This is a genomic window from Kitasatospora sp. NPDC091207 (assembly GCF_044768625.1).
Taxonomy (GTDB): domain Bacteria; phylum Actinomycetota; class Actinomycetes; order Streptomycetales; family Streptomycetaceae; genus Kitasatospora.
This window is the reverse complement of sequence record NZ_JBIVVS010000022.1, coordinates 62,218-85,751: the sequence shown is the minus strand read 5'-3', so window position 1 is coordinate 85,751 and position 23,534 is coordinate 62,218. Positions and strand designations below refer to the sequence as shown.

The window sequence follows — 23,534 nt, the reverse complement described above, 5'->3', positions numbered from 1 at the left end:
TTCGCCCCCACCCGGGGCAATGGCCGACGAAACGTCAGAAACCGAGCGTCAGCTGTTCGTCCGCGGGGCCCGCCGGACCCGGTCCGCCGACGCCGACGACGGCCCGGGTCCGCTTCAGATGACGCCACTTGGGCATCCCGTCCAGGTAGGCCCAGGAGAGCCGGTGCTGCTCGGTCGGCCCCAGCTCCTCCAACGCGGCGCGGTGCACCGGGGACGGGTAGCCGGCGTTGTCGGCGAAGCCGTACTCGGGACAGGTCTCCCCCAGCTCGGCCATCAGACCGTCGCGGTGGACCTTGGCGAGCACCGAGGCCGCCGAGACGCAGATGCAGGACTGATCGCCCTTGATGACCGTGCGCACTCGCCACGGGCCGCCCAGGTAGTCGTGCTTGCCGTCGAGTATCACCGCGTCGGGTTCCACCGGCAGTGCTTCCAGGGCACGCACGGCGGCCAGTCGCAGCGCCGCGGTCATCCCCAGTTCGTCGCACTCCAGCGCGGAGGCGTGACCGAGCGCGTACGCGGTGACCCAGTCGGCGAGGACCGGAGCGAGTGCCTCGCGGCGGAGCTCGGTGAGCAGCTTGGAGTCGGTCAGGCCCTCCGGCGGCTTGCGCAGCCCGGTGACGGCCGCGCCGACGGTGACCGGCCCGGCCCAGGCGCCGCGCCCGACCTCGTCGAGACCGACAACGATCTTGGCGCCGGCCCGGCGCAGCGAGCGCTCGACGGAGTGCGTCGGCGGGACGATGGGCATCGCGGAGTCCTTCGGCTGGGGCAACCTCCAGCGTAAGCCCCGCCCGGCGCCGCCCCGGACCACTCCACCCCGACCACCGACCACCGACCACCGACCACCGGCGGCCCACGGCTACCGGCCCGCCGGTTCCGGGCTGCCGCACCCGCCACCCGGGCGGACCCACCCGGCGTACGGGCGCGACACCCCGGGAGCGCTCGCGCCAACTATGGATCAGCCCCGGATCAGGTGCGGATCAGCGGCACCAGGACCTCGTCCACCAGCTCGACGGCGAATTCTGGCCCGAGATGCCGGCCGCAGATCTTGACCCGGTACATCAGCACCGCCGGAGCGACGTCGGCGACCAGCGAGGTGACCGCGCCGGGCCGGACGTCGCCGCGCTCGGCGCCGCGCCGCAGGATCTCCAGGATGGTGGCCTTGGTCGGTTCGACCACCCGCTGGACGATGAAGCCCTTGAACAGCTCGGCCTGCTCATGCTCCAGCTCGGCCATCAGTGCCTGCATCGCGCCGCCCGACCGGGAGTTCATCGCCTCGGTGAAACCCTGGATGAGCAGCAGCAATTCACTGCGGGCGGACCCGAGGTCGGGGGTGTCGGAGGGCCGTGGCAGAGTGGAGTCCAGGGCGTCGATGACGAGTTCGACCTTGGACGCCCAGCGCCGGTACAGCGCGGCCTTCCCGGTCCGCGCGGCCCCGGCGATGCCCTCCATCGTCAGCCGTGCGAATCCGCCGGAGGTGAGCTGGTCGAGCGCGGCCTCGAAGATCGCCCCTTCCAACTCCTTGCCCCGACGGCGCATCGGCCGGGACAGCACCTCGGCCGCCACCTTCACCGGGCAGTGCGACGCCGGCCCGGCCACCGGGGTGGCGGCCAGCGGCGCGGGCGCGGCGGGAAACTCCGCCACCCGCCCCTCCGCCGGCCCCGTGAGCTGCTCGCCCGCCAGGTCCGCGGCCTGGTCGAGCGGCCGCTCGACCGTCCGACCGGCCGTCCGGTCCGCCCTCTGGCGTCGCACCAACTGATCCATCGTCACCAACCTTAGGGAACGCTTGCGTTCACAATCTTGTCCAGGATATCGTCCAGGCTAGTGAACGATCCCGTTCCTTCATAGCCTGCGGGACGCCGCGGGACCGCGCTGGACCTCAGGTCCACAGCATACGAAGCAGTAGCCAGCAGGGGGCACTAACTTGGCTATCTCCGACACACTCAGCAAGAACTCTCCATCGCAGGGCAGCCAGGGCAGGAACAAGAGCATCACCCTGACCGTCATCGCCGCCACGCAGCTGATGGTCGTCCTCGACGCCACCATCGTGAACATCGCGCTGCCGCAGATCAGGGACGCGCTGAACTTCTCCACCACCAACCTGTCGTGGGTGATCAACGCCTACACGCTGACCTTCGGTGGCTTGCTGCTGCTCGGCGGCCGCGCCGGCGACATCCTCGGCCGTCGCCGGGTGTTCATCGCCGGCACGCTGTTGTTCGGGTTGGCCTCGCTGCTCGGCGGCTTCGCGCAGGACGGCGGCATGCTGCTGGCCGCCCGCGCGCTCCAGGGCATCGGCGGCGCGATATGCTCGCCCACCGCTTTCGCCCTGATCGCCACCAACTTCGACGAGGGACCGGAACGCAACAAGGCGTTCGGCGTCTTCTCGGCGGTGGCCGGCTCGGGCGCGGCCATCGGCCTGCTGGCCGGCGGCGTGCTCACCGAATACCTCGACTGGCGCTGGGTGTTCTTCGTCAACGTGCCGATCGCCGTCCTGATCGCGATCGCCGCGCCGCGCTACATCGCCGAGTCGGAGCGCCACGAGGGCCGCTTCGACCTGCCCGGCGCACTCACCTCCACGCTGGGCCTGATCGGCCTGGTCTACGGGTTCATCCGGGCCGCGTCGGACGGCTGGACGGACAGCGTGACGCTCGGCTCCTTCGCGGCCGGCGTGCTGCTCGTGGCCGCGTTCCTGGTGATCGAGAAGCGCACCGCGCAGCCGATCACCCCGCTGCACCTGTTCGCCAACCGCAATCGCACCGGCGGCCTGGTGATGATGCTCTGCCTGGCCGCGGCCATGTTCGGCATCTTCTTCTACGTCACGCTCTTCGTCCAGGGACCGCTCGGGTACAGCCCGTTGAAGGCCGGCTTCGCGTTCCTGCCGATCAGCATCTCGATCATCATCGCCGCGCAGGTGGCCTCCACCCTCCAGGCCAAGTACGGTCCGAAGCCGTTCATGGCCGGCGGCGCGCTCTTCGTCACCATCGGGCTCACCTGGCTGACCCAGATGGACGCGAACAGCAGCTACCTCGACGGAGTGCTCGGCCCCACGGTCGTGTTCGGCTTCGGCATGGGCCTGACCTTCGTCCCGGTGATGCTGCTCGCGGTCGCCGGTGTCGCCGGTGAGGAGACCGGCGCGGCGTCCGGCCTGCTGAACTCGATGCAGCAGATCGGCGGCTCGCTGGGCCTGTCGATCCTCACCACGGTGTTCGCGCACTACGCCACCGCGGAGGCCAAGCTGCAGCTCCCCGGCTTCCTGGCCACGGCCACGCCGGAGCAGAAGGCGGTGTTCCTGGAGAAGAAGGAGTTCCCCAAGGGCACCGACGCGGCCAACCAGGTGCTCGCCTACGGCATTTCGCACGGCTTCATCGTGGGCGCGGTGCTCGCCGGGCTCGCCCTGCTGGTCGCGGTCTTCGTGATCAAGGCCAAGGCCGACGACCTGGCCTCGAACACCTCCGGCATCGCGATGCACTGACGCGACGCACGAACGCGACGCCGCGAGGGCCGGCCGGGAGCAGCGAGCTCCCGGCCGGCCCTCGCGCATCGGGTCACCTCCAGGACCGCTCACGCCGCCCCCGACCCAACCGGCCAACGGCCAACCGGCCCGACCCGACCCGACCAGCGATCCCCGACCGGATCGGCGCCGGTCAGTACCGCTCGGTCCCGTCGCCCTCCCCCAGCCCGGCCCGCTCGCAGGCGCCCCCCTGCGCCGACACCTCGTTCACCAACGGACGCTCGGCGAAGACGCTCCGGGCCCGGGCCGAGGCGAGACTGGCCGCGTACCACGGCTCGGGCGCACCGGCGGCGTCGATCCGCATCAGCTGCAACGCGCAGGTCCGGTAGTCCGTCGGCAGCCGGTCCAGGGCCGGGACGGCGTCCAGCGAGAGATCCCGGACGTTGCGCAGGTCGATCTGCCCGGTCCGCTCGAAGCGGGCCACGTTCTGTTCGGCGACGATCGCGTCCGGCCCCATCAGCCCGTACACCGCCACCGTCAGCACGCCGCTGAGCACCACCACCCGCGGCAGCCATCCCGCCGAGCGGACCAGGCCGGCCGTGATCAGCAGCACGAACACGACGCCCAGCCAGACCTCGACCACCAGGACCCAGAGCCGGAGCCTGGTCAGCCCGGAGGCGTCGACGTAGAACCACATCCGGCCGAGGGCCGAGGCGACCACGACGAGGGTGAGCAGGCAGAGCAGGCCGAGCAGGACGCGGGCGAGCCTGCGGTCGGCCTCGGTGCTGCGCGGCGCCCAGCGCTTGGCGACGCCCACCACGACGAGGGTCAGCACGGTGACGACCGTCAGCTGCCAGAAGCCCTGCCGGGCGTACTCGGAGCGGCTCATCCCGGTGTTCCGCATGATCGAGTCCCGGCCGCCGAGCACCACCACGGCCTGGATCACGGCGAAGGCGCCGAACATCAGGTTGAGCGCGACCAGCGGCAGCGCCCACTCCAGCCGGCCGCGCTCGCGGCCCGGCCGGACCACCGTGCGGTCCCAGCGGCGCGGGCCCGCCGCGACGTGGGCGAAGCCCAGCGCGGTGACCACGCCGAGGGCGAAGAGCACGGCGCGCAGCGGGATCTCGCCGGGGGCCAGGCTGGGGCTGAGGCCGTCCATCAGATCGGCCATGGCGGCGTCGGCGCTGGCGAACAACCGGCCGAAGACGACCAGCAGCACGACGGTCACCAGGACCGCCTTGAACACCGGCACCACCTTGCCCCGGGCGGGCAGGCTGAGCCCGCGCAGACCGGTGCGGGCCCACCGCAGGCCGGGCACCAGCTGCCAGAGGATGCCGGGCAGGGCGAGCAGCACGCCCGCCCAGCGCCGGCCGCCGTGCAGCGCGAGCGAGGCCAGGGCCAGCCCGCCGACCGTGGCCAGTGCCGTCGGCCAGCCGGCGTCGGAGAGCGCCGGGACGGCGAGCAGGGCGAGCGCGAGCACACTCCAGAGCATCGTCCAGCCGCGCACCCGGCGACCGGCGGAGCGGGCGGCCAGGCCGGCGCCGACGGCGACGACCGTGCCGCAGATCAGCAGGTTGACGCCGAGTCCGCGGTCGAGCAGCCAGGCCGTCAGCAGGCCGGTCAGCAGTGCGGCCACGAGCGTCCTGGGCGTGACCGGGGCCTTGGGGCCGGGGTCGCTGGGGCGCAGCCAGGCGAAGGGTTTCGGCGCCGGCCGGCCCGGCGCCCGGTAGGGGTTCGGGCCGGAGGCCGCCGACCCCGGCCGGTCCTGCCCGGGGTCGCCCGGCCAGGTCTGCTGCCCTGGCGCGGAAGCGTCGTGCCGCTGCTCCGCGCCCGGCGCCGCCGGCTGCTCCCCCGGGCCGGCGGGAGCGCGGTACGGGCCGGCGGGAGCGCGGTACGGGTCGGATCCGGACGGCCCGCCGGCCGGGGCGGGTGTGGCGTGGCCGGGCATGGGTTCCCCCTCGAAGGTCTGCGGGCATGCGGCAGCCGCCCAGGGGGCAGCCCGCCGGAAGGCGCCGGGGCGCCGCGACTGACGCCGACTGTAGACCATTCTGAACAAGTTCAAAAACACCGGGGACGCCGCTGCCACCGGGCTGTGACAGCGGTGTCCGGAGAGTCCACCCACCAGGCAGGGGCCGGGGCGCGACCGAGCTGAAGGCCGGTCAGGAGGTCAGTAGGAGCCGTAGAGCGAGTACAGCAGCGTGTCCTTCACCGCCGGCCCGAACGCCGCGGGCCAGCCGCCGAAGGGCACCACCGCGTTGCTGTAGGCACCCGAGCCGGTCGGGCCGGTGGAGTAGTTCATGTTGTTCACCGAGGCGCCGGTGCCGTTGCTGTTGTAGACCAGCCAGTACGCGCTGTCGGCGTTGAGCGTCAGGCCGACGGGCAGCGAGTTCCAGGCGTTGGCGGTGAGCGTGCCGCTGCCGGTCGCCGCGACCAGGGTGCCCGGCGAGCCGCCCGCGTCGGTGTAGACGGCCAGCTGGTACTGGTTGTTCGGCGCCGCGCTGACCGGTCCGACGTGCACGCTCAGCGCGGTGAGCGGCACCGGCGACGCCCCCGTGGTGATCCGGCTGCCGTTCAGGTGGTGGGAGTCGGTGTCGTCGACCAGCGAGCCCACCGCCGTGTTGCCGAGCGTCCTGGGCGCCGCTCCCCCGGTGGTGAAGGAGATCGCGTACGGGCTCGCCAGCGCGTTGCCGGAGGTGTCCCGCACCCCCTGGACGCTCGCGGTGTAGCCGGTGGTCAGCGCCAGGGGGGCGCTCGGCGTGAAGACCACGCCGTTGGCGGCGCCGTCGTACGCCACCGAACCGGCCACGGCGGCGCCGCCCGCGGTGCGCACGGTCACGGCGGAGGCGGTCACGCTCGCCTGGTCCAGCGGCTCACCGAACGAGAAGCGCACCGCCGTGCCCGGCGGGACCCCGGTGGCACCGCCGGCCGGGCTGCTCCCGGTCACGGCGGGCGGGGTGGTGTCACGGCCGTACGAGGCCGAGTAGGAGCCCACCGCGCCGTCGAAGAACGCGTAGGCCACGCCCTTGACCGTCTCGATCCGGTACGGGACGGACCGACCGCCCGAGGAGATGCCGGTCAGCGTGCCGGACGCGGCGGAGACGGGCAGCATCGCCCGCAGCCCGTTGGCCCCGCCGGTGATGTCGAAGGTCAGCGCGCTGCCGCTCCAGGCCAGCCCGGCGAAGGCCGAGCCGTTGCGCGCGTCGAGCCAGGTGAGCATCTGCCGGCCGGAGACCACCGGGACGCCGCGGGCCTTCGCGGCGGCGATGACCGCGTCCGAGGCGGCGGAGGCGGCGAAGTCGGTGTGGATGTTCGCGGTCAGGGCCGCGTAGTAGCCCTTGCTTCCGTAGGCGGCGTCGAGCAGCGTGGTGATGGTGCCGGGGTAGGACTGGCCGGACTCGTCGGTCAGCTGGGTGGTGGCCTGGTACTCGTCGATCACGCTGCCGTCGGTGTCGGCGAAGCGCATGATCTGGGCGGTGCCGTTGAAGTAACCGGGGCGGTCCTTGGTGAAGTTGGACGGGTAGAAGTAGTAGTCGGTGTCCAGCCGGATGCCGTTGGACAGCTTGGTCTTCGCCTGGGTCGCCCAGTCGTCCCACTCCACGCAGTGCGTGCGGCTGCTCGACGGGCCCGGCAGGGAGGGGTACTTGGCCCGCCAGGTGGACAACTGGTCGGTGTAGTAGCCCTGCAGCGCGGAGGTGCTGCCCCACGGGCGGCAGTTGGTGGTGACGTGGACGCCCACCTCGAAGCCCTGGTCGGTGTAGGCCTGGGCCTGCGCCGGGGTCAGCGGGTCGTCGGTGTAGATGTACGAGGAGCCGCGGACGCACTCCCAGTCGGCGACGTCGCAGCCGGGCGGGCTCTGCGCGATGTAGCCGTCCCAGCGGCCGGCCGTGCCGCCGACTCCGTGGTCGTCGCCGGTCATCACCACCACGGCCTTGACGTCACGCGGGAAGTACCAGAAGCGCGGCAGCGGTTTGCGGGTGGAGTCGACCAGGGTGATCAGGTTGGCCAGCAGCCGCTGCTGCTCGTCGGCGATCGGGATCAGCGCCTTGTCCAGGTTGTTCCAGTCCGGCTGGCCTCCGGTGCCGAAGAACATCTCCGAGGCCTCGTAGCCGTCCGTGCCGTCCCGCTGCTGGCCGGCCCAGGCGGCGTTGCCCTGCCTGGTCTGCACCACCGACCTGGCCAGGTCGAAGCTGAAGGCGACGGCCAGCCCGCCGCCGGCCGTCCGCAGGGTGACGGCCGGGTTCGCGGTGGCGGTGGCGGCGTCGCTGTACAGGGCGGCGACGGTGGTGGCGCCGCTGAGCGTGTAGAGGTCGGCGGCGCCGTGGTAGCCCATGGTGTCGCCGGTGATCCCGGCGCCGGGGGCGGCGGAGGTGTCCACCTTGAGGTAGGCGTCCGCCCGGGTGCCGGTGGCCGGGGTGAGGCCGAACAGCGGCGCGAGCTGCTTGTCGGGGCGCATCGCGACCAGTCGGCCACCGCCGTTGGTCCAGGTGGTGAACAGGGCGGCCTGCGCCGGGGTGAGCGGCATCTCGCCCAGCAGCACCACGTCCGAGGAGGCCAGCAGCGGGCCGGTCACCGCCGAGATGTCCACCGTGCGGTAGGAGTTGAGCCCCTCGGCCTTGAGGATCTCGGCCAGGTAGCGGGTGTACGGGTTGGCCTGGCTGGTGACCAGCAGGACCGGCCCCTCACCGCCCGGTCCGGCGCCCGGCGGCGGTGGCGGCGGGGCCTGCTCCGCGGTGTAGGTCGCGTAGATCGAGAAGCTGAGACCGCCGGACGTCACCGGGCCGAAGTCGGCCGGCCAACTGCCGTAAGCCCGGCCGCCGTTGCCGTACGCGCTGGTACCGCCGGGGCTGTACCGCAGATTGTTGACGGCCGCGGTCGTCCCGTTGCTGTTGTAGGCCAGCCAGTACGCGGTGTTGGCGGCGAGTGTCGTCGTCAGCGGCACCGTGTTCCAGCTGTCGGCGGTCAGGGTCGCCGCGGCGCTGCTCGCCAGCAGGGCGCCCGGGCTGCCCCCGTTGTCGCGGTAGACCGCCACCTGGAACTGGTTGTTCGGCGCCGCGTCCACCGCGCCCACGTAGACGCTCATGGCGCTGACCGTGCCGCCGGCCGCGCCGGTGACGTACCTGGACGCGTTGAGGTAGTCGGAGTCCGCCGAGTCGGTGGACGGACCGACGGCCGTACTGCCCAGCGTCGTGGTGGCGGCCGCCGCGGGAACGGCCGCCGGACCGGCGACCACCGCCGCCGCCGTGGTGAGGGCGACCAGCAGGCCCCCGACCCTGCCGCGCCACCCGGCGCCCGCGCGGATGCCTGCTCCTGCCATGGCCGCCCCCCATGCGCTTCGGTCAACTGCCCCTATCGGTGTACCGGTTCGGTGCCGACCGTGTCCACGCAACCGTCACATCCCGCGCCGATCGGAACTATCCCTTGACCGAACCGGCCAGCAGACCGCGGACGAAGTACCGCTGGAGGCCGAAGAAGACCGCCAGCGGGACGATGATCGACAGGAACGCCCCGGCGGTGAGCAGTTCCCAGCGCCCGCCGAAGGAGCCGGACAACTGCGCCAGCCGGACGGTCATCGGCGCCACCTCGGGGGTGCCGCCGGCGAAGGTCAGCGCCACCAGCAGGTCGTTCCAGACCCAGAGGAACTGGAAGATGGCGAACGAGGCCAGCGCCGGTGTGCAGAGCGGGAGCACGATCGAGCGGAAGATCTTGAAGTGCGAGGCGCCGTCCACCACCGCCGCCTCCATCAGGTCCCGCGGCAGCTGGGCGATGAAGTTGTGCAGCAGGAAGATCGCCAGGGGCAGCGCGAACATGGTGTGCGCCAGCCAGACCGGCGCGTAGGTGCCCTTGAGGTCCACCGCCGGGAGGAGCGTCATCGAGCCCAGGTGCGCACCGCCGGAGAACAGTCGCAGCAGCGGGATCAGTGCCATCTGGATCGGCACCACCTGGAGCGCGAACACCACGAAGAACACCGTGTCACTGCCCCGGAACCGCACCCAGGCGAGGCCGTACGCGGCCATCGCCGCCAGCACCAGCGGGAAGAGCGTCGCCGGGACGCTGATCGCCAGCGAGTTGACCAGGAAGGGCATCAGGCCGGTGGAGACGCCGGAACCGCCCTCGAACAGCACGGTGTGGTAGTTCGAGAGGCCGAGGTCGGGGTGGACGAACACGTTCCACCAGCCGTCGGCGGTGACGTCCTGCTTGGGGCGCAGCGAGGTGGCGAGCAGTCCGAGGGTGGGGACGGTCCACAGCACCGTCACCGCGATCACGAAGACCGAGGCGAGCGGGCTGGTGAAGGCCTGCCTGACCGGGCCACGGCGCTCGCCCAGCGGCCTGCGCGCGCCCAGCCGCGTGCGCGCGGGTGAGGGCCGGCCGCGGTCGTCCGGCGGACGCCGGCGCTCACCCCGCGGACGCCGGTCGAAGGGGGCCCGACGCCGGTCGGCGGGCCGACGGTTCGCGCTCATCGGACTCCGCGCTCCTTCCGCAGCTGGACGATGTTGTAGGCCACCAGCGGCAGCACCGCGAGGAAGAGGATCACCGCGAGCGCGCTGCCCCGCCCGGTGTTGAACTGCACGAAGGACTGCGAGTACATCTCGTTGGCCAGCACCTGGGTCCCGAAGTTGCCGCCGGTCATGGTGCGGACGATGTCGAAGGCCTTGAGCGTGGTGATCATCACCGTGGTGAGCACGACCACCACCGTGGTGCGGATCATCGGCACCGTGACGTACCAGAACAGCCGCACCCCGCCCGCGCCGTCCAGCCGCGCGGCCTCGGTGACCTCGTCCGGGATCGCCTTGATCGCCGCCGAGAGGACGACCATCGCGAAACCGGTCTGCACCCAGACCATCACCGCCATCAACAGGAAGGTGTTGAGCGGCTGGGAGAGCATCCAGTTCGGCGGGTGCTCCCAGCCCAGCGAGACGGCGAGCTGGCTGAGCAGACCGATCTGCGACTGGGCGGCGTCACGCGACTCGTAGACGAACTTGAAGATGATCGAGGCGCCGACCAGCGAGATGGCCATCGGCATGAAGATCAGCGACTTGTACACCGCCTGGCCGCGCATCCGGTCCACCAGCAGCGCCAGCACCAGCCCGAGGCCGGTGGCGGCGAGCGGCGCGACCACCAGCCAGAGCAGGGTGGTGACCAGGATCTTCTGGACCGAATCGGTGGTGAGCGCCCAGCCGAAGTTCTCGCCGCCGACGAACCGGCTGCTGTCGTCGTCGTAGAGGCTCAGGTAGACGGTGCGGACCAGCGGGGCGACCAGGCCGACGAGCAGCAGCACGACCGCCGGGCCGAGGAAGACCACGACGGACAGCGGCCGGGCGATCCGGCCGGAGGCCCGGCCGGCCACCAGGAAGACCAGCAGCAGGATGCCCAGGAAGCCGGCGACGGCGCCGAAGCTGTTGCCGAACTTGACCGCTGCGTCGCCCCAGGCGCCGTCGGCGAGCGCGGTGGCGGTGAGGGACATGGCTGCGCGTCCTTTCCCTGCCGCGGGCAGAGAGGAGGGGGCGGGCGGTGCGGGTGGGTGGCCCCGCACCGCCCTCGACAGGTGGTCCGTGCGGTGGGAACCGCTACTGCGGCCAGGCCGCGTCGATCTCGGCGGCGGTCTTCTGGATGGACTGGCCCTCGGCGAACCAGGCCGTCAGCGACTTCCACTCCTGCCCGGCCCCGACCGCGGCCGGCATCAGGTCCGAACCGTCGAAGCGGAAGGTGGCCGCCGGGTCGGTGAGCGCGTCGGCGGAGAGCCGGTCGATCGGATCGGTGTACAGGGCCTTGTCCACGCCCTGGTTCGCGGAGACCCAGCCGGTCGCGGTCCGCACCCGGCTGCTCGCCCAGTCCGAGCTGGACAGGTAGTTCTGCACGGCCTGCACCTCGGGCCGGCTCGCGAACGCCGTCAGGAACTCCCCGCCGCCCTCGACCGGGCTGGGCACCTGCGGGTTCACGGCCGGCAGGCGGAAGGCGAAGACGTCGCCGTCCGGGCCGACCTTGGTGTCCTTGGGCCACTGCGCCTTGTAGAAGGACGCCTGCTGGAGCAGGAAGCACTTGCCGGTGAGGATCGGGGCGCCCGCGTCCTGGAAGGTCGTGGTGGCGATCGACTTCACGTCACCGTAGCCGCCGTTGACCCAGTCGGGGTTCTGCATCCAGTCCGCCACGGTCTTCATCGCGGTGGTGATCTTCTCGTCGGAGAACTTCACCTTGTGGCTGACCCACTGGTCGTACACCTCGCCGCCGTAGGAGCCCAGCACCACCTCCTCCAGCCAGTCGGTGGCCGGCCAGCCGGTGGCCGTCCCGGAGGCGATCCCGCCGCACCAGGGCTTGCCGGCGCCCGCCTTGGCGATCCGGTCGCTGAGCGCCATCAGGTCGGCCCAGGACTGCGGCACCGCGTAACCGGCCTGCTGGAAGGCCTTCGGCGAGTACCAGACCAGCGACTTCATGTTGGCGCTCATCGGCGCCGCGTAGAAGGTGCCGTTGACCGAGCCGTAGGTCTTCCAGACCGGGCTCCACTTCTCCTGGTTGGCGACGGTCTGCGCGGGGGGCTTGGCCACCTTGCCGCTCTTGACCATCTGGGCCAGCAGGCCGGGCTGCGGGATGATCGCGAAGTCCGGGGCGTTGCCGCCGGTCACCCGGACCGGCAGTTGGGACTCGAAGTCGTTGGAGCCCTCATAACTGATCTTGATGCCGGTGCACTTGGAGAACTCGGCCCAGGACTTCTCCAGATTGTCCGACTCCGGGCTGAGGATCGAGGCGAAGATCGTCACCGTGCTGCCGGAATGCCCCGCGTAGGGCTGGTACTTGGCACAGTCACCGGCCAGGGTCTCGCCCCCGCCACCCGAACCGCCTCCGGAGCTCGAACTGTTGGAGCAGGCCGCGGTCAGCGCCAGCGCCGCCAGCACGGCGGGCACGACGGCCAGGCGGCGGGGCCTCGCGGACGGCGCGGTCGGGGTGGGGGTCAATGCGGTCCTCCTCGCCAGGGCGCACGGAGCGCCGGCAGTACGACAGAACGACATTGCGCTGTACCGGAGATCGACATGGACGCGGCGGGCGGCCGGTTTGACGACGTTAACGCAGCAGCCACCCTCCGCCAAGGTCCGCGTTCGACCTTCATCGGCACGTGCCCCAGTTGTGACCCGGACGCGGCCGGGCCGACCGGGCCGGTGCGCCGTCGAACACCGACGGTCCCGACCCCGACCCCGACCGGGACCGAGGCCTGGGCCTGGGCCACGGCCGTCCGCACGGCCGGGCTCAGGAGAGCCGGACCGGCAGCTCCCGCAGCGAGTTCACCACCAGCGAGGGGCTCGGCCGCAGTTCCTCGTCCGGCACCGCCAGCGCCAGCTCCGGGAACCGCTCGAACAGCGCCGGCAGCGCGACCCCCGCTTCCAGCCGGGCCAACGGCGACCCCGGGCAGACGTGCGGACCGTGACCGAAGGACAGGTGGCGGCTCGGGTCCCTGGTGATGTCGAACAGTTCGGCGGTCACCCCGTGCTGCGCCGGGTCCCGGCCGATCGCGTTGTAGGAGATCAGCACCGGCTCGCCCTTGGGGATCACCACGGCGCCGACCTCGACGTCGTCGGTGGTGAAGCGGAACAGGAAGTTGCTGGTCGGCGGCGTCCACCGGAGCGACTCCTCGACCACCGCGTCCCAGGACACGGCGCCGGCGCGGACCAGCTCCAGCTGGTCCGGGTGGGTGAGCAGCGCCCGGACGGCGTTGCCGATCAGGTTGACCGTGGTCTCGTGGCCCGCCGCGATGATCACTCGCAGGGTGGCCGCCGCCTCCGCGTCGCTCAGCGCCCCGCCCTCGGCGTCCGCCGCCAGCAGCGCACTGGCCAGGTCCTCCCCGGGCTCCGAACGGCGCTTCGCCACCAGGTCGTTGACGAAGGCGTTCAGCCCGGCGACGGTCGCCTGGATGCCGTCCGGGTTGGGCCGGATGCCGAAGAACTGCTCGTAGAGGTCCCGCAGCAGGGCGTGGTCGGACTCCGGGACGCCGAGCAGCGAGCAGATCACCGTCATCGGCAACGGAAAGGCGAAGACCGACTTGAGGTCGACCAGCCGCTCCCCCGCCGCCAGCGCGTCCAGCAGGCCGTGGGTGATCTCCTCCACCCGGGGGCGCATCAGCTCCACCCGGCGCGGCGTGAACGCCTGCGCCACCAGCGTCCGCAGCCGGCGGTGCCGGGCGCCGTCGGTGGTCACCATGCTGGGGCCGGGTACCGCCAGACCGATCAGCGGCCACGTCCGGGGCACGTCGCCGCGCTGGTAGGCCGCCCAGTGCGCGGCGTCCTTCACCAGCCGGGCATCGGTCAGCAGGTCGCGCGCGGCCGCGTGCCGGGTCACCGCCCAGGCGGCCACGCCGCCGGGCAGCTCCACCGCCACCGCCGGACCGGCGGCGCGCAGCAGCGCCCCCTCGGCGGCGTTGTCACGCGCCAGCGGATCGAGCGCTATCGGGGCGGTCATCGGCACAGCTCTCCTCGGTTTCCTGGTTCCTGTCCGGTTGGCAGCGGCCCGCGGGCCGGGCTCAGACCGCGTAGCCCGGGGTGAACGACACCGGCAGCGCCATCAGACCGCGCACCCACGCCGACGGCCGCCACACCAACGCGTGCTCGGCCACCGCCAGCCGGAGGTCCGGGAGCCGGTCCAGCAGCACCTCGATCGCGGTGGTGGCGATCACCTCGGCCGCCTCCTGGGCCGGGAACGGGCAGCCGTGTTCGCCGTACGAGTAGCTCATGTGCGCCCGGTTGCCCTCCGCCGGGCTGCCGTCGGCCTGCCGCACCGACGGGTCCGCGTTCGCCCCCGCGAAGCCGAGCAGGATCATGTCCCCCGCCGCGATCCGCTGGCCGCCGAGCAGGGTGTCCCGGACCGCCCAGCGTCCGGCGAAGATCTGCGTCGGGGTGTCCTCCCAGAGCGCCTCGTTCAGCGCCTGGTTGATGCTGCGCCGGCCGGCCGAGAGGGAGGCGGCGAACCGCTCGTCGGTGAGCATCAGCCGCAGCGCGTTGGAGATCCAGTACGAGCAGGGCTGGTGGCCGGCGATCAGCAGGACCCGCAGGTCGCGCATCACCTCGTCGTGGTCCAGACCCGCCTCGTGCAGCAGCATCCGCGAGGCAAGGTCGTCGGACGGGTGCTCGGCCTTCTCCCGGACCAGGTCCAGCATCACGCCGAGCAGCCGCTGCGCGCCGGCCGGGGCGTCCGGCCCGCCGTCCAGCATGGCCAGCAGCCCGTCGATCAGGACGGGCGCCTGCTCCTCGCTCAGCCCGAGCAGCCGGCAGAGCACCAGCAGCGGCATCCGGTGCGCGTACTCGGCGACCAGGTCGGCCTCACCGCGCCCGGCGAACCCGTCGATCAGTCGGTCCGCGATCTCCTCGCCGTGCTTGCGCAACTCGTACGGGTCGACGGCGGCCAGCGCGTCCGTGACGGCCCGCGAGCGGCGCACGTGCTCCTCGCCCTCGGTGTACAGCATCGACGGCGCCGGGGCCATCATCGGCTTCAGGGGCCAGTCCTCGGGGATGCTCCCCCAGGCGTTCCAGCGGGTGGAGTCCCGGCCGAACAGCTGCGGCTGACCGGTCACCAGCTGCAGCTCCCGGTAGCCGATCACCAGCCAGGCGGGGACACCGCCGGCCAGCTCGACCGGGGCCACCGGTCCGTGGGCGGCCCGCAACTCGCGGTAGAGCTGGGACGGGTCGGTCTGGAAGCGCGGCCCGTACAGCGGGGTGGCACCGGCGTGCGCCGGGCAGCCCGGCGGCGGGGTGGCGGCGGGCTCGGTCACGGGGTGCTCTCCTCGTACGGGGACGGGTCGGTGGGGCCGGCGACGGACAGCGCGACCGGGGAGGCCGCGTCCGCCCGGACCGGGCGCCCGGCCCCGGCCGGCGCGGCCGTGCCCCCGGCCTCCACCCGGGCGGCCAGGTGGCGGACCAGCTCGATCAGCACCCGCTTGCTCGATTCCCGGTCACGCGCGTCGCAGTCCACCAACGGCACCTCGGCGGGCAGGTCGAGCGCCGCGCGCACCTGCTCCAGCGTGTGGCCCGGCTCGCCGAAGTTGTTGCGGGCCACGATGAACGGCGTGCCGTGGTGCTCCAGCCGGTCGATGGCGTACCAGGACTCCTCCAGCCGCCGGGTGTCCACCAGGACGACCGCGCCGAGCGCACCGCTGAACAGGCGGTCCCAGAGGAACCAGAAGCGCTCCTGGCCGGGCGCGCCGAACAGGTACAGCACCTGGCTCGCGGAGAGCGTGATCCGGCCGAAGTCGAACGCGACCGTGGTGGAGCGCTTGCCCCAGGCGCCCGAGGGGTCGTCGATGCCCTCGCCCGCCCTGGTCATGGTCTCCTCGGTGTTCAGCGGCCGGATCTCGCTGACCGCGCCGACCAGGGTCGTCTTGCCGACGCCGAACCCGCCGACCACGACGATCTTCAGCGCGTTGTCGGCGGTACCGCGCAGCGGGGTGCGCCCGCCCGTGGGGGTGTGCCCGCCCGTGGGCGTCTCAGAGCTGTTGGAGTCCATGCAACACCTGCTTCAGCGTGTCGAGATCGGGCAGCCGGGCCTTGTGGGGGGCGAACCGCGGGTGCCGGGCGGTGACCGCCCCGGTCTCCAGCAGGTCGCCGAGGAGGATCTTCACCACCGAGACCGGCAGCGCCAGCTCCGCGGCGACCTCCACGACGGCCGTCGGGGCCTCGCACAGACGCAGGATGCGCGCGTGCTCGGACTGCATGCCCGGGGCCGGCTCCCGCTCGGCGACGATCAGGGTGACCAGGTCGAAGGCGTTCTCCGGGGAACGGCTGCGGCCCCGGGTGATGGTGTAGAGGCGGTCCGGGTCGTCGTCACGGCCCGGCAGGACCGGCCGCCCGCTCATACCCGGGCGCTCTCTCGTGGCACCGCGCCCGTGTCCGCCCCGGCCACCGCGTCCGCACGGGCCGGGGCACTGAGGTGGACACCGATCTGCTCGATCAGACCGTGCATGTTGTGGCCGACCACACCCACGTCCGCCTCGTCGTCGGTGACGACCGCGAGGTGGGCGCCCTCACCGGCGGCCACGATGCAGAGGATGCCACCGTGGAACTCGGTCATCGACTGCCGCACACCGCCGCTGCCGTCGCCGAACTCCACCGAGGCGCCGTGCGCCAGGCTCTGCATCCCGGAGGCGATCGCGGCCAGCTGGTCGGCCTGGTCGGCGCTCAGCCCGGCGGTGTGGCAGAGCCGGAGGCCGTCGGCGGAGAGCACCAGGGCGTGCCGGGCGCCGGGGGTGGCGGTCAGCAGGTTCTCCAACAGCCAGTCGAGGTCACGGTCGATAACGCTGCTCATCAGGAGTCCTTCTCGGTGACGGGTGACGCGTCGGGTGTGGTGTCCGTGGTGTCGGTGGGGTCCGTGATCGGCCCGGTGGCGGGTGCGCTGCCGCTCCCGGCCTGCTGGGCGGCGCGCCGGAAGGCGCCGAACCGGGCGGCGGCGCTCGCCGCGTCGCCGCGTCCGGGCTTCGCGGCGGGCGCCCCGGTGGCCGTGACGCCCGCGGTGGCGGTAGCGGTGGCGGTAGCGGTGGCGAGCGTCTGCCCCCGGCGGCGCTGCGGCAGACCGCTGTCGGTGACCTGCGCCGGGGCCGGCGCGGAGGTCGCGGCGCCCGGGGCGGCGGCCCGGTCCGGGGCGCGGGTCGGCGCAAGGGTGGGCGCGAGCGCAGGCGTGAGCGCCGGGCGCGCCGGTGTCGTCCCCCGGGCCGGAACGGGCCCGGGCGCCGCGGCGGGCTCCGGAGCGGGGTGCGTCACCAGCTGCTGCGGGATGAGGACCACCACCCCGGTGCCGCCGCGCGCCGACGGCCGGAAGGAGATCTGCAGCCCGTACTTGCGGGCCAGCGCGCCGACCACCGCGAGGCCGAGCCGCGTCCCGGCCGTGAGCGTGGTGAGGTCCAGGGGTTCGGCGGAGACGGCCCGCTCGGCCCGGCGCAGCCAGCTCTCGCTCAGCCCGAGGCCGCTGTCCTCGACGGTGACCGCCAGCCCGGCCGGCACCTCCTCGACGTAGACGTGCACCTCGGCCGGCGGGGCGGAGAAGTTGGTGGCGTTGTCGAGCAGTTCGGCGAGCGCGTGCATCACGCCCTCGGCGGCGAACCCGGCCACCGCGGCCGCGCTGGCGTTGTGCAGCCGGACGCGCCGGTAGGCGCCGATCCGGCCGAGCGCACCGCGCAGCACCGACTCCACCGCGATCGGCTTGGCCCAGCGCCGGCCCGAGCGGGCGCCGGTGAGCACCGCGATGCTGTCGGCCATCCGGCCGGCCTGCGCCGTGGAGTGGTCCAGTCGCAGCAGGTCGCCGAGGACCTCCTCGTCGTGCCGGTGCTGCATCTCGCGCAGCTCGGCGTGCATGCTCGTGGCGAGCGCCTGGACCCGCCCGGCGGCGGTCGCGCAGACCGCGAGGGCGGCGGCCCGCAGCCGCTCGCCCCGGCCGATCTCCTCGGCGAGGGCGCGCAGCAGCGCGTGCTGGGGGTGCGTACGGTGTGCCGCGAGCGCGCTGTCCACGGACGCGCCGTCGCGGAGCTTCTTCACCACCTCGGGCAGAACGGACCCGGCCAGCCGGTCCAGGGCGGCGCGCGCGGCCTGCTCGGCCTCCAGCTCGGACCGCACCCGGGCCAGTTCGGTGCGCACGGCCCCGGCCTCGGCCTCGGCGTCCGCCCGCTCGCTCCGGGCCGCCTCCCGCGCGGTGTCGGCGGCGGCGATCCGGGAGTGGGCCGCCGCCTCGGCGGACTCGGCGGCGGCGGCCCGGTCGAGCGCCGCCCCGGTCCGGTCCTGCTGCGCGGTGAGCTCCTCCGCCAGCCGGCGGGTGCGCTCGGTCGCGGTCGCCGCCAGCCCGACCGCGATCAGCCAGAGCACCGCGACCGCGCAGACCGCGACGGCCGTCAGCGGCTGATGTGCCGCCAGGGCCCGGCCCGCCGCCACCGGGGCGGCGACGCCCGCCAGCAGGACGGCCGCGGCGGTGAGGGCCGCGGTACGCGGGGCCGGGCGTCGGCGCGCCCTGCCGTCGGGGCTGGTGCGTACTCTCATCGATGCGGTCCTCGGCGGCGGGCGTCGACGGGCGGACGCCGACAGCAGGGCGGGCTCACGTGCGACCGCCCGGCCGACGTATAGAAACGTCTCCGGGCGGCTGATCGGTTCACGCTTTCGGCCGATCATATCCATTCAGCTACTGCCCTCAAGCGGCAAGTTGACGGACAGTCCCGTTCGTTCACGCCTTGTGCACCGATTGGCGACCGGGTCGTCGCACCTCGATCAACTCAAGGTGACATCCACCGCCCGGCGCACCGCGGCGGCGTCCAACCCGTGATCGGCGATGATCCTGGCACCGAGCCCGTCCCCCTCCCGGACCACCCCGAGCAGCAGGTGCCCGACCGCGATGTGGCCGGACTTCAGCCGGAGCGACTCGCGCAGCGACAGCTCCAGCACCTTCTTCGCCCGGGGCGTGAACGGCACCCGCCCACCCCCGGGGTCGGAGCGGAACCAGCCCCGCCGGCCGGCCCCGGCCTCCTCCGGCCGGGCATCCAGCGCGCCCTCCCCGAACGCCGACTCGACGGCCTCCCGGACGGCGTCCAGATCCACCCCGATCGCCGCCAGCGCCTCCGCGTCGTCCGCACCGCCGCGCAGGCGGAGCACCGCCCGCCGCACGGCGGCGTGGTCCAGGCCCGCCTCGACCAGGACGGCCGCCGACGGATCCCGCGACATCGCGACGACAGCCAGCAGCAGGTGCTCGCTCCCGATCCGCCCGTGCCTGAGCCCCGCCGCCTCCTGGCCCGCCTGGCCCACCACGCGCCGCGCATCGTCGGTGAAACGCTCGAACATCGCTCAGCCTCCGTCCTTCTCGCTCCCGGAACCCCCGGAACCGCGCCGGGCGTACTTCTTGTGCACGGCCTGCCTGGTCACACCGAGACAGACCGCGATGTCCTGCCAGGACCACCCCTGCTCGCGGGCGTTGCCGACCTGCAGGCCCTCCAGGCGGTCGGCCAGGTCGCGCAGCGCCCGGACCGACCGGAGCCCGACCGCCGGGTCCCGGCTGCTCGCGGCGGCCGCGAGTTCTCCGTTCTCGCTCATATTGTCAACGTAGGTTGACACCACGCCGGTGTCAACCCCAGTTGACACCCACGGGCCCGAAGCGCCCCGGGAGACCCCGCGTCCCCTCCTCGCACACCGAGGAGCGCCCCCTCGCCCCGGATCGGTCCGCCCACGCAAAAGGGGCGGGGCGAGGACCGTGAAGGTCCTCGCCCCGCCCCGGACGTCACCCCTCAGGGGTTGCCGTCCCGCGTCGGCCCGGTCAGCTGCAGCCGCTGGTGGAGCCGCAGCCCTCGCAGAGGTAGCAGCTGCCGGCGCGGCGCATCTTGGTGCCGCAGGAGAAGCAGAGCGGCGCGTCGGCGTTGAGGCCGAGCTGGATCTCCAGCAGCTCCGTCGAGTTGTGGGCCTTCCGCGGGGCCTCGACGGCCGGCGCGGGCTTGGCCACCGGGGCCGCCGGGGTCACCGGAACGACCGGCGCGGACTGGGCCAGGGTCTCGGTGTCCAGCTCCTCGGCCTCGAGCGGCTCGTAGGAACCCGTCTCCAGGTGGCGCTGGCGCTCGTCGACGGAGTGGATGCCGAGCGCGGAACGGGTCTCGAACGGCAGGAAGTCCAGCGCCAGGCGGCGGAAGATGTAGTCGACGATCGACTGCGCCATCCGCACGTCCGGGTCGTCGGTCAGACCGGCCGGCTCGAAGCGCATGTTGGTGAACTTCGAGACGTAGGTCTCCAGCGGCACGCCGTACTGCAGGCCGACCGAGACGGCGATCGAGAAGGCGTCCATCATGCCCGCGAGGGTCGAACCCTGCTTGGACATCTTCAGGAAGACCTCGCCGAGGCCGTCGTCCGGGTAGGAGTTGGCCGTCATGTAGCCCTCGGCGCCACCGACCGTGAAGGAGGTGGTGATGCCCGGGCGGCCCTTGGGCAGGCGCTTGCGGACCGGACGGTACTCGACGACCTTCTCGACCGCGGCGGCCGGGGCCCGGTCGGCCTTGACCTCGTCGCCGGACTTCTTCTTGGCCGACAGCGGCTGGCCGACCTTGCAGTTGTCACGGTAGATAGCGAGCGCCTTGACGCCCATCTTCCAGGCCTCGAAGTAGATCTCCTCGATCTCCTCGACCGTCGCGCTCTCCGGCATGTTGACCGTCTTGGAGATGGCGCCGGAGATCCAGGGCTGGATCGCCGCCATCATCCGCACGTGTCCCATGGCCGAGATGACGCGCTCGCCCATCGCGCAGTCGAAGACCTCGTAGTGCTCGGCCTTCAGGCCGGGCGCGTCCACCACGTTGCCGTGCTCGGCGATGTGGGCGACGATCGCCTCGATCTGCTCGTCCTGGTAGCCGAGCCGCTTCAGGGCGCGCGGCACGGTGCCGTTGACGATCTGCATGGAGCCGCCGCCGACGAGCTTCTTGAACTTGACCAGCGCCAGGTCGGGCTCCACACCGGTGGTGTCGCAGTCCATCATCAGGCCGATGGTGCCGGTCGGCGCGAGCACCGACGCCTGGGCGTTGCGGAAGCCGTTCTGCTCGCCGAGGCGCAGGACGTCCTGCCAGGTCTCGGTGGCGGCGGCCCAGACCGGGGCGTCCAGCTCGTCGACCGCGACGGCGGCGACCGAGGCGTCCGCGTGCTGCTTCATGACCTGCCGGTGCGGGGCGGCGTTGCGGGCGTAGCCGTCGTACGGGCCGACCACGCCGGCGAGTTCGGCGCCGCGACGGTAGGCGGTACCGGTCATCAGCGAGGTGATGGCGCCGGCCAGCGCGCGGCCGCCCACGCTGTCGTACGCGTGGCCGGTGGCCATCAGCAGGGCGCCGAGGTTGGCGTAGCCGATGCCGAGCTGGCGGAACGCGCGGGTGGTCTCGCCGATCTTCTCGGTGGGGAAGTCGGCGAAGCAGATGGAGATGTCCATCGCGGTGATGACCAGCTCGACGACCTTGGCGAAGCGCTCGGCGTCGAACGAGTCGTCGTCGCGCAGGAACTTCATCAGGTTGAGCGAGGCGAGGTTGCAACTGGAGTTGTCCAGGTGCATGTACTCGGAGCAGGGGTTGGACGCGTTGATGCGGCCGGACTCCGGGCAGGTGTGCCAGCGGTTGATGGTGCTGTCGTACTGGATGCCCGGGTCGGCGCAGGCCCAGGCGGCCTCGGCCATCTTGCGGAAGAGCTTCTTCGCGTCGACGGTCTCGATCACCTCGCCGGTCATCCGGGCCCGCAGGCCGAATTCGGTGCCGTTCTCGACGGCGGTCATGAACTCGTCGTTGACCCGGACCGAGTTGTTGGCGTTCTGGTACTGGACGGAGGCGATGTCGTCGCCGCCGAGGTCCATGTCGAAGCCCGCGTCGCGCAGGGCGCGGATCTTCTCCTCCTCCTTCACCTTGGTCTCGATGAAGGCCTCGACATCGGGGTGGTCGACGTCCAGCACGACCATCTTGGCCGCCCGGCGGGTGGCGCCGCCGGACTTGATGGTGCCGGCGGAGGCGTCGGCGCCGCGCATGAAGGAGACCGGGCCGGAGGCGTTGCCGCCGGAGGAGAGCAGCTCCTTGGAGGAGCGGATCCGGGAGAGGTTGAGGCCGGCGCCGGAGCCGCCCTTGAAGATCATGCCCTCTTCCTTGTACCAGTCGAGGATCGACTCCATGGAGTCGTCGACGGCCAGGATGAAGCAGGCGCTGACCTGCTGGGGCTGCTTGGTGCCGACGTTGAACCAGACCGGCGAGTTGAAGCTGAACACCTGGTGGAGGAGGGCGTAGGTCAGCTCGTGCTCGAAGGTCTCGGCGTCACCGGGGGTGGTGAAGTAACCGTTCTTCTCGCCGGCGGCGCGGTAGGTGAGCACCACCCGGTCGATGATCTGCTTGAGGCTCCACTCACGCTGCGGGGTACCGACGGCGCCGCGGAAGTACTTGGACGTGACGATGTTGACGGCGTTGACCGACCAGAAGTCGGGGAACTCCACGCCGTGCTGCTCGAAGTTGATCGAGCCGTCGCGCCAGTTGGTCATGACGACGTCGCGCCGCTCCCAGCGGACCTCGTCGTAGGGGTGGACGCCAGGGGTGGTGTGGATGCGCTCGATCCGCAGGCCGCCCTTGGGGGCCTTGCCGGCGCCCTTGGTCGCGGTCTTGTCGGACTTCGACCCGCGTGCGGAACCGCTCGTGGTGTCTGTCACTTCTCGCTCCTCCTCCTGGGCAAACGCCCAAAGTGCCCCGAAAAGTCCGGGCACCGCTGGTTCGTCTTCCGTGGTGCGGACAGGCGACGAGATGCCTGTTCCCGCACGGTTTGTGGTGTTCTGTGCGCCGTTTCCGGGCACACGTCGGCCCCGAAGGGCCGGTGGGGCGGTCGGCCCCGGGGGGCCGGTGGTGCTGAGCCGGGCCTCCTAGGGCGCGGCGGCGGGGACGGGCACGCAGGCACCGTCCGCCTCGGGGGCGGGCCGCTCGGCGCGGAGTTCCGCGATGGCGGCCTCGAAGTCTTCCAGTCCGTCGTACGCCTGGTAGACGCTGGCGAAGCGGAGGAAGGCGACGACGTCGAGCTGCTTGAGCGGTCCGAGTATGGCCAGACCCACGTCGTGGGTGGTGAGCTCGGACTTGCCGGTGGCCCGCACGCACTCCTCGACCTTCTGGCCGAGCTGGGCGAGGGCGTCCTCGGTGACCGGGCGGCCCTGACAGGCCTTTCGGACTCCGGAGATGACCTTCTCCCGGGAGAACGGCTCGGTGACACCGCTTCGCTTGATGACCATGAGTGCGGCCGTCTCCACCGTGGTGAAGCGGCGACCGCAGTCCGGGCACTGCCGACGACGGCGGATCGAGCTGCCGTCTTCGGTGGTCCGGCTGTCGACGACGCGGCTGTCGGAGTGCCGGCAGAAGGGGCAGTGCACCTGAAGATCCCTCCCGGGCAGGACGTGCGGACTGGTCGAGTCTATGCGATGAAGACCCGGGACCGCCAAGCCGATCATGCGACGTGACCACTAGTACTGGGCACGGAGAGGACTGTAGCCACTACATGTAGGTCTTCGGGGGAAGCTTCACCCCTGGCGTGTCGGCGCCGATTAGACTGCCGGGGCCGACTTCTGGTCGAACATTTAATCGATGTACAACAAAGCCTTGATCGAG

The 23,534-nt window shown here is 72.3% G+C and carries 18 protein-coding genes; 1 reads left to right on the top strand and 17 read right to left on the bottom strand.

The genetic code is table 11. The features are described from left to right. Positions 1–34: 34 nt before the first annotated feature. A complete protein-coding gene (locus ACIQTO_RS29365) occupies positions 35–745 on the bottom strand; it encodes a ribonuclease HII (RefSeq protein WP_402394175.1) in 711 nt (236 codons plus the stop codon). Between the two features lie 221 nt (positions 746–966). Beyond that, positions 967–1,749: a TetR/AcrR family transcriptional regulator gene (locus tag ACIQTO_RS29360; protein ID WP_402394172.1), complete on the bottom strand. Its 783-nt coding sequence runs from the start codon at positions 1,747–1,749 to the stop codon at positions 967–969. Positions 1,750–1,921: 172 nt separating this feature from the next. Between ACIQTO_RS29360 and ACIQTO_RS29355 the strand changes: the two genes are divergently transcribed. Continuing rightward, positions 1,922–3,469 carry an MFS transporter gene (locus ACIQTO_RS29355; RefSeq protein WP_402394169.1) on the top strand — a complete coding sequence of 516 codons (1,548 nt, stop codon included), beginning with the start codon at positions 1,922–1,924 and terminating at the stop codon, positions 3,467–3,469. A 172-nt stretch (positions 3,470–3,641) separates the two neighbouring features. Here the strand turns inward: ACIQTO_RS29355 and ACIQTO_RS29350 are convergent, their stop codons facing one another. From ACIQTO_RS29350 to nrdR, 15 genes are all read right to left on the bottom strand, one after another. Beyond that, positions 3,642–5,396, bottom strand: coding sequence for a DUF4153 domain-containing protein (locus ACIQTO_RS29350; protein ID WP_402394166.1), 1,755 nt, complete (start codon positions 5,394–5,396; stop codon positions 3,642–3,644). Between the two features lie 219 nt (positions 5,397–5,615). Beyond that, positions 5,616–8,762 (bottom strand): Ig-like domain-containing protein, encoded by a 3,147-nt coding sequence (locus ACIQTO_RS29345; protein ID WP_402394164.1) that lies wholly within the window; start codon positions 8,760–8,762, stop codon positions 5,616–5,618. A 97-nt stretch (positions 8,763–8,859) separates the two neighbouring features. Next, positions 8,860–9,906 (bottom strand): carbohydrate ABC transporter permease, encoded by a 1,047-nt coding sequence (locus tag ACIQTO_RS29340; protein WP_402394161.1) that lies wholly within the window; start codon positions 9,904–9,906, stop codon positions 8,860–8,862. After that, entirely contained in the window at positions 9,903–10,910 is a 1,008-nt protein-coding gene (locus ACIQTO_RS29335; RefSeq protein ID WP_402394158.1) for a carbohydrate ABC transporter permease, read from the bottom strand. The genes ACIQTO_RS29340 and ACIQTO_RS29335 overlap by 4 nt, the downstream gene beginning before the upstream one ends. Positions 10,911–11,013: 103 nt before the next feature. Beyond that, a complete protein-coding gene (locus tag ACIQTO_RS29330; RefSeq protein ID WP_402394154.1) occupies positions 11,014–12,396 on the bottom strand; it encodes an ABC transporter substrate-binding protein in 1,383 nt (460 codons plus the stop codon). 289 nt (positions 12,397–12,685) lie between these two features. Further along, positions 12,686–13,891 (bottom strand): cytochrome P450, encoded by a 1,206-nt coding sequence (locus tag ACIQTO_RS29325; RefSeq protein WP_402394151.1) that lies wholly within the window; start codon positions 13,889–13,891, stop codon positions 12,686–12,688. Positions 13,892–13,952: 61 nt separating this feature from the next. After that, positions 13,953–15,197, bottom strand: coding sequence for a cytochrome P450 (locus ACIQTO_RS29320; RefSeq protein ID WP_402394149.1), 1,245 nt, complete (start codon positions 15,195–15,197; stop codon positions 13,953–13,955). Continuing rightward, the gene (locus tag ACIQTO_RS29315) at positions 15,194–15,928 is read right to left on the bottom strand and encodes a GTP-binding protein (protein WP_402394146.1); all 735 of its coding nucleotides are present in this window, start codon (positions 15,926–15,928) and stop codon (positions 15,194–15,196) included. The genes ACIQTO_RS29320 and ACIQTO_RS29315 overlap by 4 nt, the downstream gene beginning before the upstream one ends. Next, positions 15,909–16,277 (bottom strand): DUF742 domain-containing protein, encoded by a 369-nt coding sequence (locus ACIQTO_RS29310; RefSeq protein ID WP_380575297.1) that lies wholly within the window; start codon positions 16,275–16,277, stop codon positions 15,909–15,911. The genes ACIQTO_RS29315 and ACIQTO_RS29310 overlap by 20 nt, the downstream gene beginning before the upstream one ends. Next, the gene (locus ACIQTO_RS29305; RefSeq protein ID WP_402394144.1) at positions 16,274–16,726 is read right to left on the bottom strand and encodes a roadblock/LC7 domain-containing protein; all 453 of its coding nucleotides are present in this window, start codon (positions 16,724–16,726) and stop codon (positions 16,274–16,276) included. The genes ACIQTO_RS29310 and ACIQTO_RS29305 overlap by 4 nt, the downstream gene beginning before the upstream one ends. Next, positions 16,726–18,444 carry a sensor histidine kinase gene (locus tag ACIQTO_RS29300; RefSeq protein ID WP_402394142.1) on the bottom strand — a complete coding sequence of 573 codons (1,719 nt, stop codon included), beginning with the start codon at positions 18,442–18,444 and terminating at the stop codon, positions 16,726–16,728. The genes ACIQTO_RS29305 and ACIQTO_RS29300 overlap by 1 nt, the downstream gene beginning before the upstream one ends. A gap of 225 nt (positions 18,445–18,669) precedes the next feature. Next, positions 18,670–19,236 carry a Clp protease N-terminal domain-containing protein gene (locus tag ACIQTO_RS29295; protein WP_402394140.1) on the bottom strand — a complete coding sequence of 189 codons (567 nt, stop codon included), beginning with the start codon at positions 19,234–19,236 and terminating at the stop codon, positions 18,670–18,672. A gap of 3 nt (positions 19,237–19,239) precedes the next feature. Continuing rightward, positions 19,240–19,485, bottom strand: coding sequence for an RNA polymerase subunit sigma-70 (locus tag ACIQTO_RS29290; protein WP_380575291.1), 246 nt, complete (start codon positions 19,483–19,485; stop codon positions 19,240–19,242). Between the two features lie 220 nt (positions 19,486–19,705). Then, positions 19,706–22,594, bottom strand: coding sequence for a vitamin B12-dependent ribonucleotide reductase (locus tag ACIQTO_RS29285; RefSeq protein ID WP_402394137.1), 2,889 nt, complete (start codon positions 22,592–22,594; stop codon positions 19,706–19,708). A 207-nt stretch (positions 22,595–22,801) separates the two neighbouring features. Further along, positions 22,802–23,299, bottom strand: a complete 498-nt coding sequence (gene nrdR / locus ACIQTO_RS29280; protein ID WP_402394134.1) for a transcriptional regulator NrdR — start codon at positions 23,297–23,299, stop codon at positions 22,802–22,804. Between the last annotated feature and the right edge of the window lie 235 nt (positions 23,300–23,534).